The sequence below is a fragment of the Kosakonia sp. S42 genome (assembly GCF_016624785.1).
Lineage (GTDB): Bacteria > Pseudomonadota > Gammaproteobacteria > Enterobacterales > Enterobacteriaceae > Kosakonia > Kosakonia cowanii.
Genome location: NZ_JACVTW010000051.1, coordinates 1 through 14,460 on the forward strand (window position 1 = coordinate 1; position 14,460 = coordinate 14,460).

The 14,460-nt window shown below is 52.9% G+C and carries 6 protein-coding genes and 7 pseudogenes; 9 read left to right on the forward strand and 4 right to left on the reverse strand.

Annotated elements, in window-relative coordinates:
* Nucleotides 1-121: pseudogene (locus IAE50_RS24605) on the forward strand (IS1 family transposase); the annotation flags it as partial.
* 2 nt (nt 122-123) lie between these two features.
* Here IAE50_RS24605 and IAE50_RS24610 read toward each other — a convergent pair.
* Nucleotides 124-318 (reverse strand): annotated as a pseudogene (locus IAE50_RS24610) (transposase); the annotation flags it as partial.
* 973 nt (nt 319-1,291) lie between these two features.
* Here IAE50_RS24610 and mgtA point away from each other — a divergent pair.
* The 4 genes and pseudogenes from mgtA to IAE50_RS24625 all read left to right on the forward strand — a co-directional run bounded on the left by mgtA (nt 1,292) and on the right by IAE50_RS24625 (nt 5,942).
* Nucleotides 1,292-3,975, forward strand: a pseudogene (gene mgtA / locus IAE50_RS24615) (magnesium-translocating P-type ATPase).
* A gap of 76 nt (nt 3,976-4,051) precedes the next feature.
* A complete protein-coding gene (locus IAE50_RS24620; protein ID WP_200581579.1) occupies nt 4,052-4,288 on the forward strand; it encodes a hypothetical protein in 237 nt (78 codons plus the stop codon).
* 2 nt (nt 4,289-4,290) lie between these two features.
* The gene (locus tag IAE50_RS26555; protein ID WP_255563761.1) at nt 4,291-4,422 is read left to right on the forward strand and encodes a hypothetical protein; all 132 of its coding nucleotides are present in this window, start codon (nt 4,291-4,293) and stop codon (nt 4,420-4,422) included.
* Nucleotides 4,407-5,942 carry a Na/Pi cotransporter family protein gene (locus tag IAE50_RS24625; protein ID WP_234467330.1) on the forward strand — a complete coding sequence of 512 codons (1,536 nt, stop codon included), beginning with the start codon at nt 4,407-4,409 and terminating at the stop codon, nt 5,940-5,942. The genes IAE50_RS26555 and IAE50_RS24625 overlap by 16 nt, the downstream gene beginning before the upstream one ends.
* A 444-nt stretch (nt 5,943-6,386) precedes the next feature.
* Here the strand turns inward: IAE50_RS24625 and IAE50_RS24630 are convergent.
* A pseudogene (locus IAE50_RS24630) lies at nt 6,387-6,866 on the reverse strand (ATP-binding cassette domain-containing protein); the annotation flags it as partial.
* Nucleotides 6,867-7,109: 243 nt separating this feature from the next.
* Here IAE50_RS24630 and IAE50_RS24635 point away from each other — a divergent pair.
* Nucleotides 7,110-8,229, forward strand: a pseudogene (locus IAE50_RS24635) (IS110 family transposase).
* A gap of 611 nt (nt 8,230-8,840) precedes the next feature.
* Here IAE50_RS24635 and IAE50_RS24640 read toward each other — a convergent pair.
* Nucleotides 8,841-10,000: pseudogene (locus tag IAE50_RS24640) on the reverse strand (IS30 family transposase).
* Between the two features lie 438 nt (nt 10,001-10,438).
* Here IAE50_RS24640 and IAE50_RS24645 point away from each other — a divergent pair.
* From IAE50_RS24645 to IAE50_RS24655, 3 genes are all read left to right on the forward strand, one after another.
* The gene (locus IAE50_RS24645; RefSeq protein WP_200581580.1) at nt 10,439-11,350 is read left to right on the forward strand and encodes a LysR substrate-binding domain-containing protein; all 912 of its coding nucleotides are present in this window, start codon (nt 10,439-10,441) and stop codon (nt 11,348-11,350) included.
* Between the two features lie 94 nt (nt 11,351-11,444).
* Nucleotides 11,445-12,317, forward strand: coding sequence for an SDR family NAD(P)-dependent oxidoreductase (locus IAE50_RS24650; RefSeq protein WP_200581581.1), 873 nt, complete (start codon nt 11,445-11,447; stop codon nt 12,315-12,317).
* A gap of 1 nt (nt 12,318) precedes the next feature.
* Nucleotides 12,319-13,203, forward strand: coding sequence for an SMP-30/gluconolactonase/LRE family protein (locus tag IAE50_RS24655; RefSeq protein ID WP_200581582.1), 885 nt, complete (start codon nt 12,319-12,321; stop codon nt 13,201-13,203).
* A gap of 288 nt (nt 13,204-13,491) precedes the next feature.
* Here the strand turns inward: IAE50_RS24655 and IAE50_RS24660 are convergent.
* Nucleotides 13,492-14,392, reverse strand: a pseudogene (locus tag IAE50_RS24660) (IS3 family transposase); the annotation flags it as partial.
* Between the last annotated feature and the right edge of the window lie 68 nt (nt 14,393-14,460).

Sequence of the window (14,460 nt, forward strand, 5' to 3'; positions counted from 1 at the left end):
CAACAACCTGATGCTGGGAACCCGAATCAAACGCCTGGCCCGAAGAACCATTTGCTTCTCACGCTCCGTAGAGCTTCATGAAAAAATCATCGGGGCATTCATTGAAAAATACATGTTCTACCAATTGGAAGCACTACCGATGGCTGTAAGGGCATGGCCGTGTTTTATAATGAGTACAAAGAAGATGGCGTTCACTGCAGCGCGATTATCAACCCGCTTTCGGTGCGTACCCAACGGATGCTGAGTTTTATGTTCCGGGATGAGTGGAGCCATTTTCTCCCAGAGTCCATCACTGATCTGCCACTTGTTACCCGCCATGCTTTGCCCTCAAAAATTACCATTTTCTATTAGCTGGCAATCCCTTTTGGGATAGATTCTTAGAAAAAAAACAAATCGGGAAGAGAGATAATGAATACCATTTATTCTCGTCCCTCAATATTCCCTCACTGAAATATAAACGAACACATTTAATTTCCACTTCCGGGTTGACAATAGTATTAGTCATTGGTAAACCTCACGGGCCGAAGTTGCGGCCTTTCCTAACCTGACATAAGAGACTAATGGATACTGAATTTAGTAGCTGCCCGAACATCGCCTTAATGGCGGTTCGGGAAAGTAAACATGAAATCGATTGTGATCACTTCTTCGTTTTGGTGTGTTTCGCCAGAGCCTGATGCTCTTGTGTTGTCCCACCTCGACCAGGGTTTTCACGATCCCGAGGTGTGTTATGAACTTCAAATCTACCCTTTTTTCTGGTGTCAAAACAGTGACATCAACGCTGCGTGTCCGGTCGCCCCGCGATCGGGTGTTGTCCGCACGAAAAAAACAGTCTAACTCAATTTTCTTCGCGAAAATCAGTGATTTGAATCAACGCATCACCAACCGGCGTGTCAGTCCTGTCACCGGCCAGCTGGAGCGTCGTTGCAGTTTCTCTGATGGAGAAGACCCACAAAGTCGACCCTTCGTAGCCTGATTCAGCCGTTACGCTGTCGGGCGTGTCTGCGCGCTATGCCGCAGCCCGCTTCCGTGCGCCACGCTGAATTACATCACTGTTGGTACCTGTTTATTCGCTGATGCCTTCCAGCATATTTATCAGCAGGAGCAAACACGTCCAAAGAAAATAAAATATAAATTTCTCATCTGTTTATTTTTAATAAATAAATAGCGAGAAATCTTATGCTAAATTAATTTAAAACCGATCGCTCATGTAACATCGGGCTATTTTCGGCCGCCTTTAATCTGGCATTCACCGCAAAAAAGCCTGCTGCCGCCTGGCGACAGGAGCACCATCATGACTATACAAACCAAGAACCGTAATAAAAAAAGCACGCTGTCTATGCGTACCGCCCAGGAAGCCAGAAACGGCATCGCAGAAACCCTGGTCAACCTGAACACCACCCGGGAAGGGCTACAGGAGGCCCACGCCAGCGCCCGGCTGGAGCGGGATGGACTGAACGAAGTTGCCCATGACAAGCCGCCTCACGCGCTGGTTCAGCTGCTGATGGCATTTAACAACCCGTTTATCTACGTGCTCGGTATTCTCGCCGGGATCAGCTTTTCTACCGATTACTGGCTGCCCATCAGCCACGGCGAAGACGGTGACCTGACGACGGTAACAATTATCGGCACCATGGTAGCGCTCAGCGGGCTGGTGCGTTTCTGGCAGGAACACCGCTCGGCGAAGTCTGCCGAGGCGCTGAAAGCGATGGTTCGCACCACCGCTACGGTCGTTCGTCGCGAACACGCAGGGCAAAAAGGAACCCCGCGTGAAATCCCGATGCGCGAGCTGGTCGTGGGCGACATCGTACAGCTCTACGCGGGGGACATGATCCCGGCAGACGTGCGTCTGATTGAATCCCGCGACCTGTTTATCAGCCAGGCCGTACTGACCGGTGAAGCGCTGCCGATTGAGAAATACGACACCCTGGGCGACGTGACGCAAAAGTCCGCGCACGATAAGGCTATCGACAGCGAAAACCTGCTGGATATCCCTAACATCTGCTTTATGGGCACCAATGTGGTCAGCGGCACCGCGCAGGCTGTGGTGGTGGCGACCGGGCCAAGAACTTACTTTGGCTCACTGGCGAAAGCGATTGTCGGAAGCCGCGCACAAACGGCCTTCGACCGCGGTGTGAACAGCGTCAGCTGGCTGTTGATCCGCTTTATGCTGGTAATGGTGCCGGTGGTGTTCCTGATTAACGGACTGCTGAAAGGCGAATGGTGGGATGCCCTTCTGTTTGCCCTGGCGGTGGCCGTGGGGTTAACGCCTGAAATGCTGCCGATGATCGTCAGCGCCAACCTCGCCAAAGGTGCGGTGGCTATGGCGAAGCGTAAAGTAGTGGTTAAGCGCCTGAACGCTATCCAGAACCTGGGCGCAATGGACGTGCAGTGCACCGACAAAACCGGGACGCTGACGCAGGATAAGATCATCCTCGAGCACCACGTGGGCACCAACGGCCAGAAAAACGAGTCCGTGCTGGGGCTGGCCTGGCTTAACAGCTACCACCAAAGCGGCATCAAAAACCTGATGGACCAGGCAGTCATTTACTTCTCTGACAATGAGCCAGGCTTTGTCAAACCGCAGGGCTACAGCAAAGTCGATGAGATGCCGTTTGATTTCGTCCGCCGTCGCCTGTCGATTGTGGTGGAAGACAGCCAGAGCAATCACCTGCTGGTGTGCAAAGGCGCCGTGGAAGAGATGCTGAGCATTGCCACCCACATGGAAGAGAACGGCAAGGTTGTCGCGCTGGATAATCAGCATCGTGACGCCATGCTGGCAATGACCAATGACTACAACAAAGATGGCTTCCGCGTGCTGGTGGTGGCAACTCGCGACATTCCTAAAGCCGAGTCGAAAAAACAGTACGGTACCGATGATGAGCACGACCTGATCATCCGGGGCTTCCTCACCTTCCTCGATCCACCGAAGGAGAGCGCAGGTCCGGCTATCGCCGCCCTGATGGACATTGGCGTGGCGGTAAAAGTGCTGACCGGCGATAACGCCATTGTCACTACCCGTATCTGCCGCCAGGTCGGGCTGGAGTCAGGCGAGCCGGTACTCGGCCCGCAGATTGAGCAACTGAGCGATGCCTCCCTGCAGCAACTGGTGGAAGAGTGCACCGTGTTTGCCAAGCTGACGCCGTTACAGAAATCTCGCGTGCTGAAGGCGCTGCAGGCCAATGGTCATACCGTGGGCTTCCTGGGCGACAGGATTAACGATTCCCCTGCCCTGCGCGATGCCGACGTCGGTATCTCGGTCGACGGCGGCACCGATATCGCTAAGGAATCTGCCGACATCATCTGGTGCTGGAAGATGGTGTGCTCAAAGGCCGCGAGACCTTTGGCAACATCATGAAGTATCTGAACATGACCGCCAGCTCCAACTTCGGCAACGTGTTCTCGGTGCTGGTCGCCAGCGCATTCATCCCGTTCCATCCCGTTCCTGCCGATGCTTGCGATCCAGCTGCTGCTGCAAAACCTGATGTACGACATCTCCCAGCTCGCGCTGCCGTGGGACAAAACGGACAAAGAGTTTCTGAGCAAGCCGCGCAAGTGGGATGCCAAAAACATTGGCCGCTTTATGGTCTGGATTGGCCCGACGTCGTCCATTTTTGACATGACCACCTTCGCGCTGATGTGGTTTGTGTTCAGCGCCAACAGTGAGCACATGCAGACCCTGTTCCAGTCCGGCTGGTTCGTTGAAGGCCTGCTGTCGCGAACGCTGGTGGTGCACATGCTGCGTACCCAGAAAATTCCGTTCATTCAGAGCACCGCCGCCTGGTCGGTGATGATGATGACCGGACTGGTTATGACGGTTGGGATTTACGTGCCGTTCTCTGCGCTCGGACCGTTGGTTGGGCTACAGGCCCTGCCGTGGCAGTACTTCCCGTGGCTGGTGGTTACCCTGCTCGCCTACTGCTGCGTGGCCCAGGGCATGAAAACTTCTACATGCGTCGCTTCAAGCAGTGGCACTAACGCTGCATTAAAAACTTCAATAAGGTGCCGCTTCGGCGGCATCTTTCAAGGCAAGTAATACAAACTGAAAAACATTATGGAAAAGCAATATTCCATTATTTTCCTGATTAAAAATAAGACCATCGCACTGGTTGTCTTATTTTTAATGAAAATAATCCGCACCCTTCGCGTCAGCGCCCTGGACTGGTTCGCCGGAGGGAAAATCAACTACCGACACGCGAAAGCGTTACTGAACCTCGCCAGCGCCATACATCGTTTTTCGATCAGGTTACTGCGTTTTGTTACACCATCCATCCTGAAGAGGAGGAATTGATTATGTCCGGAACTACTCTGTTAATTAACCTGGCTGGCGCCATCGCTTTGCTGCTCTGGGGCAGCCATATGATTTCAACTGCGCTGCAGCGCAGCTTTGGCAGCCGCTGCGCAACTGGATGGGACGCCACCTGACCAACCGCTGGACGGCTCTGCTCGCCGGTATCGGCATTACCGGCGTTCTGCAAAGCAGCACTGCGGTGAGCATGATGGCGACGTCGTTTACCGCCGCCGGTACGCTGAGTCTTGCCCCTGCTCTGGCGGTAATGCTCGGAGCCAACATCGGCTCCACGCTGGTGGTGCAGCTGATGAGCTTCAACATGGGAATGGCCATCTCGCTGCTTCTGCTGGCCGGGTTTGTGGTCTTTAAGCTGCGCGACCATTCCAACTTTGAGAGCGTGGGCTGCGCCCTGATTGGCCTCGGCCTGATGCTGCTTGCCCTGCATTTACTGAGCAGCACACTAGCGGAAATCGAAGTCACGCCGGTGTTTTACGCCGTGATGCAGGGGCTGCAGGGGGACATATTAATCGCTCTGCTGGTGGCCGCGATCCTCACTCTGCTGTGCCACTCCAGCGTGGCGATTATTTTGTTGATCGCGTCCCTCGCCGCCACGGGCGCGATGAGGCCAGAAACGGCGCTGATCCTGGTTATGGGGGCCAATATCGGCGGGGCGCTATCGCTGGTGCTAAACGCTGGCTCCGCCGTGGCTCGTCGGCTGCCGGTTGGCAACCTGATTGTCCGCTTGGTCGGCTGTGCGCTGGCGCTGCTAATACTTCCGCTGCTGACGGATGTTGCGCGCAAGTCCGGGCTGAGCACACCTCAACTGGTGGTGTGGTTCCACACGGCGTTTAGCGCCGTGCTCGCGCTGCTGTTTATCGGCCTGACCGCGCAGATGGCTCGTTTCCTGGAACATCTGTTCCCGGAAGAAGAACGCGTGGGCGACCCAGGAATACCGATGTATCTGGACGATGCGGGTCTCGAAGTGGCTTACATCGGCCTGTCTAACTCAGTCCGCGAATCGCTGCGCGCCGCCGACATGCTTACCATCATGCTGGATCGCCTGCTGGTGCTGTTTGTCACCCAGGGAGAATATGCCGCTGATGAAATTCGGCAGCTCGATCAGTCGGTGGATCTGCTTAGCGCGGCGGTGCGTGCTTACCTGGCGGATATCAGCCATGACGGGCTGAATAACGCGGATGCCGATCGCGCCCAGGAGATCCTGATGTTCATCATCAACTTCGAACACGCGGGGGACATTCTTTCCAGTAACCTGACCCAGTTGGCTACGCGCCGGGCGCGCCGGGGCGAACTGTTCTGTGACTTTGAATTACACAATATTCGCCTGCTGCACGCGGAGATCCTGACTAGCCTGCGCCTTGGCATCGCCGCGTTTATGCGTGAAGATTTATCCGCTGCCCATCAGCTGGTGCAGCGCAAAGAGACTATCCGTCAGCTCGAGGCTTCCGCCAGCCGCGAGCATTTCAAAAAACTGCGAGAGGACAAAAATGCCTGGGCGAAATCCGGCGACATTTTCCAGCGAGTGCTGCGGGACTACCGCCGCGTACATCACCACATCGCGGCCGTGGCCTACCCGGTAATTGACCGCCTTGGCGATAAGTCTCTGCGCTTTATCGAAACGTCGCCGGACGCTTAAAATAATAACCGCCGTAAAGTGGACGAAGCATCTTTCCAAGGAGAACAACGTTAAGGTGCAGAAAAGTGAGAGTTTTAATCTGCGCAGGTCGGTTTTATGCCGACACCCTCACCCGCGTGCTGGATTTGTATGCCAGCACGCAGACAATGAATGTGCTGATCCATGGGGGCATCAGTCGCTCGGCTGCGCCATTGAAACCTGGGCACGCGGCACGGACGTGCACGTCTTCGCTACCCGGCCAACTGGGCGCTGCACGGTAAATACGCGGAAACCTGCCGCAATCTGTTTATGCTGGAGGACAGCCGCCCTGACGTGCTGCTGGCTTTCCCTGGGGGAGAAGATACGGCGGAATGCGTGAAAATGGCTCGCAGTTCCGGCGTGAAAGTGATCGAGATTTAATCCACACGGGCTGCGGCAGGATAATGTTACCGCAGCTCGTTTTTTTCAGGTCGCGACGGGCGCCAGGTTAACGTCTTTCAGGAATTCGGTAATGCGCGGGTTCTCTCCGCTGCGGAGAGTCGTCGCAAACCACCCGTCCTTTTTCCATAAACACAATTCTGTCCGACACGCTAAACGCGAAGTTCATCTCGTGGTTGACGATCACCATCGTAATGCCCTCCTCCTCCAGGTTCTCAATCACCTGCAGCACCTCATTCACCTTTTCTGGATCCAGCGCCGAGGTCGGCTCATCAAACAGCATGACGCATCATTAAAGCCCGGGCGATAACCACCCTTTGTTGCTGCCCACCGGAAGGCTGATGCGGGTATTTGTGGGCGTGCTCGAGCATACCAACTTAGCGCAGTAATACGCAGGCCTCGTGCTTCAGCTCCGCATCCGTCGCCAGTCTATGGTAGTGCGACCAGCATCAGTTTTTTCATCACCGTTAAGTGCGGAAACAGGTTAAAGCCCTGGAATACCATACCGGGTTCTACGCTGGAGACCTGGACTTTTCCCCGACCAGCAACGCCGTGGGTTGTCACACAAAAGACCAGTTGAGTGACAATGATTAAAACGACGATTCTGATGCTGAAATCAGTGTAAGACAGAATGACTTTCCGTGAGACAGGTGCTGGCCAGCGTGGGATATTTAACGCGGGTTAACATCATTGCCAGAGCCGTATGGGTGAGCTGTTGCTACACCCCGGTATACCACCACGAAGGCCAGCATGAACAACAATAACACGTTGTACGCCGGATTAGATGTTCACAGAGAATCGATGGCTGTTGCTTACGCTATTAATTCATAATCTGTTTAACTGACGGGGAAAACTGGTACAGCACCCTCTGGTATTCAGCATCTTTGCAAACGTCTCAGGTCAAAGTCATCACAGGTAAGTATTGTTTATGAAGCGGGCCCCTGCGGTTATGGTCTTTATCGCCGGCTGGTGAAGCCCGGTTTTGACTGCATGGCACTTATCCCGAAAAAAACAGGTGAACGGGTTAAAACCGACTGCCGTGATGCTATCAGACTGGTGCGTTCACTGCGTACAGGAGATCTTTCTGCTGTCCACGTTCCCGGCGTTGAAGATGAAGCATTCAGAGATTTGGCCCGGGCACGGGCATCTGTCCGGGATGATTACGGCATGCACGGCAACGTCTGAAATCGTTTCTTCTGGTCCATGGGTCCATTATGCCGGGCGGGCAGACTGGGGCCCCGCACACCGACGCTGGCTCAGTAAATATTCATTTGAGCCCCCCCGGAGACAATTAGCTTTCGACGGGCACCGTCGCACAATAGAAGACCGGCTGGCACAATGTGAGCGGCCGGGGTCAGACCGGATGGAGGCGGTTACTGAATGGAAACTTTACCCTGTAGTGGAAGCACTGCGGAGGATTCGGCTTATTACTGCAACTGGATTAATTTCTGAGCTGGGTGATCTGACCCGTTCTGAACATCCCCGACAGTTAATGTCATGGTCTGGTATCACTCCACCGGGATATTCGTCAGGAGGAAGCAGACATCAGGGCAGCATAACCAAAGCCGGAAACAGCTATGCAAGAAAGCTGCTGGTCGAAGCTGCCTGGAGTTACCGGCATCCGGCACGTATCAGTCCGGCAATACAAAATCGTCAGGAAAGTTTACCCCGCGCCGTCATTGACAGTGCACGGGATGCTCAGGTCAGGCTTTGCAGAAGATACCGAAAACTTCAGGCAAAGGGGAAGCATGTCAGTATAACGATTGTTGCTGTCGCGCGCGAGCTGGCTGGTTTTGTCCGGGATACAGAGCGAGTACCCTATAATCTTAATTATTTAGAATTTTTTTCTCGCTTAAAATCAATGGATTGAAAGGTTCCATTTTTCTAAAAATGACAAAACAGATGAAAACCCAGCCTGGCTCTGCTCATAAAACTCAACCTTTGCGCTGCTGTACATACCAGTGATTACAGGTGCCGAGTTTAACAACATGAAAGTAGCCCCATTATGAATAACACAACGCCAGCAGCGGCGCCTAACTTCAGACTGAACACCATTAAAACAAAGTACATATTTGGGGTAAAAACAGACATAACAATCACGAAAAGTAACTTATTCAGATAACTATTTATTCGGGTCTTAACCTCAACCCTATCATAAAAAGCCACCGAAACGTAAGCAGTTATCAGTGAATAAAAAGACCATATCATATACTTCACGGACTCATTAAATGCCTCTCGCAAAAGCAAAACACTTTTTGGCATATACTACCCCATTAAATCAATCGAAAATAAACCTGAATAATTTGTTTTTAAAAAACCACAACATAACTTCAGTAGTTATGATTAATCCCTGAATGAAGATTTATTCGCATTATATAGTGGTCAGTTTGGATATCGGAAATTATTGTACGTTAAGGTGATTTTTGTACATCATGGCTTTGTGAGCCTGACCACGTTGACAGACAGCTTTGAGCTGTGAGTTCAACCGATGGATGCAACACACTTATTAAACCGCTCTGTGGGTGATTCATAGTCTAGCGTTTTTCTCGGTCTTTCATTTGGCTGTCTGGCAACACAGTTAAGTCTTTGCTGGCTGTGAATCGATAAGTCAGTTCCTTTTGGAAAATATTGTCTGAGTAGCCTGTTCGTATTTTCATTTGAGCCACGTTGCCATGGAGATTGAGGATCACAGAAATAAATCTGTATGTCTGTCGCTACAGTAAACCGGGTGTGGCTGGTCATTTCAGCACCTCGATCCCATGTTAGTGTTTTATAAAGCTCAACAGGTAACTCCCGCGCTTGTTTGATGAGTGCAGATATGACAGTTATGGTTTTGTTATCCCTGATTTTGGTCAGCATAACAAAGCGGGAATGGCGTTCAACGAGGGTGACGATATAGGAGTTTTTCGAGCCCTGGATCAGATCACCTTCCCAGTGACCAGGTATGGCTCTGTCTGCGGTTTCCGGTGGCCTTTCGCTGACAGGTATCGCATTCGGGATTTTCCCTAATCCTTTCCCTTTAAGTGATGACGTTCGGGATCTACGCACCGTTCTTCCGCTTCTGAGGCATTGCTGCAGTTCTTTTTTTAATGCTCCCCAGGTTTGTATAAAAAGCGTTTTATAAATCGTTTCGTGTGACACATGCATTTCCTGATTATCCGGATAACAGCGTTTCAGCCAACCGGCGATTTGTTCCGGCGACCAGTCCTGATGCATCTTTTCTGCAATGATTTTACACAACGTGGGGCTTTCAATTACCTTACAAGGTTTGGGTCTCAGAGCACTTTCTCACGCAGCATTATCTGCTTTGGCTGCCCGGTATTGTTTTGCACCTCCGTGCCTCTTGATCTCACGGCTAGTCGTTGAGGGGGCTCTTGATAATTTGTCAGCGATATCCCTGATGCTTCGTTTTGCTACCAGCCCTCTGGTATCTCCTCTCTTTCATCAAGCGAAAGCGCTAACCGGTGCCGCTTTCGGACAGGGGGACGGTATCCACCAGTCTGATGGATAGTGGGCATAATAGAAGAATGGTATCTGTCGAACATTCTGGCGATATCATGCAGAGAATCACCTTGCTTGTATCTGTCCCAGATAATCGCCTTTTGTTCTGGCGTGTAGTAAATGCGAGTTCTTCGTTTCATGGCAACGTCCCCCTTGATCAAGGATAGCGTTGCATCGACCCGTTGAACTCACAGCACAAAACGGACGTTCAATACCTGGCTTCCCCTGATAAAGCAACCACAACATGCCTTCACCTAGCCCAGCCCCAGCTTCCTGAAGGATACTCATCTTTTCCCGGAGTTAACGGTGCATTCAGCCCGCTCCCGCCAGCGCATGCGGCTTCCGGTGATGCCCTTCGTCCTCCGCTTTTCGCCGGGATTTGTGTCCGCACGGCGCAACGGGTGCCGCATCAGAGGAGATACAACATGCAGAAATTAATGCGCATCACGCTCGATACCAGTGAAATGGTTATTTAGCCTGATGAGTGATAGCAGGTACCTTCTGCTTAAAAGGTATATCTCTGCATCAGCAATATGGTATGAATCTCATAAAAACCAGAATGGTATCCATGTGATCTCATGATAGAAACCCGGCTTCTTATCCAGTTCATTGCCGTTGCAGAAGAATTACATTTCAACCGGGCTGCGCAGCGACTTCATATGGCGCAGCCTCCCCTCAGTCAGGCTATCCGCCGACTTGAACAGGAGTTAGGTGTCTCGCTGTTCGAACGCACGAACCGCAGTGTGTCACTTACGCCTGCAGGGATTAATTTTCTCGAATCAGCGCGAGAAGTGTTACGTGTTCTTGATGAAGGTGTTGAAAAAACCCGCCGCGTGTCACAGGGAATTGAAGGCCATCTCACCCTGACCTTTATCAGCATTGTCGGTTATGCCCCCCTTCTGCGTGCACTGAGAGAATTTCGTACCGCTTATCCGGCGATCTCCTTTACGATGCTGGAGGCCACGACTCAGGAGCAGACAGAAGCGCTTGAGCAGGGACGCGCGGACCTCGGATTTATGCGCACGCCCGGCAGGAGCGCACCAGGGCTGCGTTTCGACACTATCCTGCGTGAACCGGTTATGCTCGCTCTGCCTGCCACACACCGCCTTGCACAGTGTGAAACCCTTCACCTCTCAGCCTTCCAGAGCGACCACTTCGTTTCAGCACCACGCCACCTTGGGCAGGGTTTTCACGACCAGCTGATCCAGTTGTGCGGAGCGGCAGGATTCATACCCCATATTTCACAACAGGCCCGGCAACTGCAGACGCTCGTTGCACTTGTTGCCAGCGGTTTCGGCGTCGCATTGCTGCCCGCCTCACTGGCCAAAGAGACACGGGAAGACGTGATATTCAGGCCATTCAGGGTCGATGCTCCGGCCGGGCTGCGGCACGTGGAACTCCTGATGGGGTGGAATGCACACTCGGCGTCTTTAATCCGGGATAAATTAATCGAAAAGATACACAGATCTATGGCACTCAGTGCAGATTAAGACGTTACAGATATTACCAGCCTACAAATAATATATTTTACCGGTTTCCTGTGACACGCGATCATCGTGACTTCCATTATCACGGGGATTCAGCATGAGCAACACAAAACCGCTTACAGATACGCTTTTGAAAGATAAGGTCGCAATCATCACCGGCGCAGGACAGGGCCTGGGACGCGCATACGCGCAGTCGTTGCTGGATAATGGTGCGCGGGTTGTCATCAGCGACGCTGGCACAAACCGGTCTGGTGAAGGTGCCGCTGAGGATGTGATTTCAGAAGCTGCCCGCACCCTGCGCGCCGACCAGGGGCAACTGCTTTCACACAGTGGACGCCTGGACAGTGAGGAGGCGTGCAGGGAACTGATTGAACTGGCTGTTACCCGGTTAGGTAAACTGGACATACTGATCCACAACGCAGGCTGGGTGGACTATCAGCTTATCGAAGACCAGGATGAGGATTTCCTTGAGCGTGCCATCGGTATCAGTCTTCGTGCGCCGATCTGGCTGAGTAAATATGCATGGCCATACCTTAAACGCTCTTCCTCGCCCAGGATAGTGCTTAATACGTCCGATCGTGCCATGTTTCAGCGTTATGCACAGCCCGGCCTCGTGGCTTACGCTGCGGGCAAAATGGCCCAGATAGGGGTCATGAATGCCCTGAGCCTGGAAGGCGAACAGCATGGCATTCTTGTGAACGCTGTCTCGCCGGTTGCCAGAACACGCATGTGGGGGATTACGCAGCCTCCGGCTGACCTCAAACCGGAGTGGGTAGCGCCCGGCGTCCTTTATCTGTCAAGTCCGCTGTGTCAGGACACTGGCTACATCCTTCGTGCCAGCAATGGCCAGTTCACCGCCACGCGTTTTTGTGAGAATCCAGGCGTTGTTTACCCCACAGACCTGAAGCGTGTCGAGTGTGAAAGCGTGACGGATGTCGCCCGCCTTTGGCAGCAGATAAAAGAGGTCTGAAATGCCTGACGGTTACGATATGCGTCGCGTTGCAGAGGTGCGCGCCGAACTGGGTGAAAGTCCTGTGTGGGATGAACAGAAAGGTGTGTTGTATTTCGTGGACATCACTCGCGGAAGGATCCATGTGCTACTGCAGAATGGCAGGACAGAAACCGTTTATGAGTCAGCGGCACGTATTGGCGCCCTGGCGCTGACCGACACAGGCAATCTCATTTTCACAGAAGACACAGCCGTTGCCATGCTCGAACTGCAGGCCGGAGAAGTGAGCCTCATCAGTCCGGCTGTTCAGGACGGTACAGGATGTCGCTTCAACGATGGTGCCTGCGATCCGCAGGGCCGTTTTATTTCAGGACTTATGCATGAGGGGCCGGATCGTAACCCTGGCGCACTTTACCGTTTTAGCAGCTCAGGTGACGCCTGTTTAATTCAGCAAGAGATCGCTCTGCCTAACGGAATTGCATGGTCGGAAGACGGAAACACCTTCTATTTTGTCGATTCGATCACCTGCTCGATTTTTAAGGCGACTTATACGGCACATGGCAAACCTGCAAATGTCAGACTGTTCGCAAGGACACCCACCGGACTGGGACGTCCGGATGGCATCGCTCTGGATAAGGAGGGGGGTTTATGGGTCTGTCAGTTCAATGGGGGATGTCTGTTACGCTATGACCGGAACGGGTATCTGAGCGGTAACGTGACAATGCCTGTTCCGCGTCCTACCAGCTGCTGCTTCGGTGGGGACCAACTCGGAACGTTATTCATTACCACTGCTCGTTTTGCTATGACTGATTCGGAGTTGATCCAGTACCCGGACGCCGGAGACCTGTATGCCATTAATCCCGGAATATCGGGCAATTCAAGGTACCGCTTCAAAGAGTGCCGGTGAGGCAAAACGCGCCCGCTTCGTGCCGACGCTGAGAAAGACTGAACCAGCCTTTCGGTACTACAGGGCTTGGAGAGAATGAACAAAAAGTTGCCTGAAGCGAATGGGCATTCCGCTATGAGCGAGGAGCAGAAGTTCGCATTTGTCATAACCACAGGGATGTCGGACTAACGTTGGCATGTAATACTCAACCGGGAGCAGATCAGGCAGGTCAGAATCGCCACGGGTTTAACAGACACCTCAGAGTCATTTATGGACTGACCCCACGCCCGTAGACATATTCTGTCCTCACGACGAGGCCTGCTCGAAGGCCTCCGGACTGACGCCGCCGGGATGGCTGCCCTGATCGCTATGTACGATAACTTCGCCGTCCGGTTTTCGACGCCACACGGCCATTATCAGAGCGTCCAGCGCGAGTTCGAGAGAGAGTGTGGCTTCATCGACCAGCCAACCACGTTACGGGCGAAGAGAACGATAACCACCGCCAGATACAGCCAGCCCTGCCAGGTGCGGATATAAGTAATATCGGTGACCCAGACCTGATTGGCCCGGACAACGGTAACTGCCGCTGCACACGATTAGGCGCAACCACTGAAGGTCTGCCAGGATACGACGCGGAGCTTTATAGCCGCGCACGGCTTTAATCCGGTTCAGTTGCATAATACGGCCCACCCGGTTTTTACCGCAGGTTTCCCCGATTTCGTTCAGGTCGTCATGAACCCGGCGGTGACCGTATAAGCCTCCGCTCAGTAAATAGGAGTCACGGATAAGCGTCAGCAGACGCTGGTTATCCTTATCCCGCGCGGAGACCGGGTTATGCAGACACGCATAAAACCCGACCCGGGCAACCCCCGACACATCGTCATGACACCCCATACTGTGCGGTGCTCATTGATAAAGCGGTACTTCAGTCGGGCTCCCTTGCAAAGTGCTGCGCGGCCTTTTTCAGTATATCCCGTTCTTCTTCGGTGCGTTTTAGCTGCGCTAGGAGTTTCAGGATCTCGCTTTTGGCTTCCAGTAAATCCCGGGCATGCTGCTCGCTGTTATCAGATTTGATAGCCCGTAGCCACTTGTAGAGGCTGTGTGCAGAGAAGCCCAGACGGTCAGATACCTCGGCGACGGAATAACCGCGTTCAGTTATCTGACGGACGGCTTCTTCCTTCAATTCAGGTGTAAATCGTGGTGTGCCCATAGACTCCTCCTTGTATCTTGGATTGGCCCCTATATTTCCAGACACCTTTTATCACTTAACCCATTACT